The sequence below is a fragment of the Mesorhizobium sp. M8A.F.Ca.ET.165.01.1.1 genome (assembly GCF_004792065.1).
GTDB lineage: Bacteria > Pseudomonadota > Alphaproteobacteria > Rhizobiales > Rhizobiaceae > Mesorhizobium.
In genome coordinates, this window is sequence record NZ_SRTH01000255.1 from 1 (window position 1) to 283 (window position 283).

A 283-nucleotide genomic window follows, 5' to 3' on the forward strand; every position below is an offset into this window, starting at 1 on the left:
GCAGGATCTTGCCCGCCGACATCACGGCGATGCGATCCGACATGGTCAGCGCTTCTTCCTGGTCGTGGGTGACGAAGATGAAGGTGATGCCGGTCTCGTGCTGCAAACGCTTCAGTTCGATCTGCATTTCCTTACGCAGCTTGTAGTCCAGCGCCGAGAGCGGCTCGTCGAGCAGAAGCACCTTCGGCTGCGGCGCCAGCGCCCGGGCAAGCGCCACGCGCTGCTGCTGGCCGCCGGAGATCTGGCTGGTCCGGCGCGCCTTGAGCGCCTCCATCTTGACCAG

Annotated in this window: 1 protein-coding gene; it reads right to left on the reverse strand. The window is 64.7% G+C overall.

Going from position 1 to position 283, the window contains the following annotated elements:
• On the reverse strand, nucleotides 1–283 hold a 283-nt coding region (locus EN808_RS35985; protein WP_135918282.1), incomplete at both ends, for an ATP-binding cassette domain-containing protein.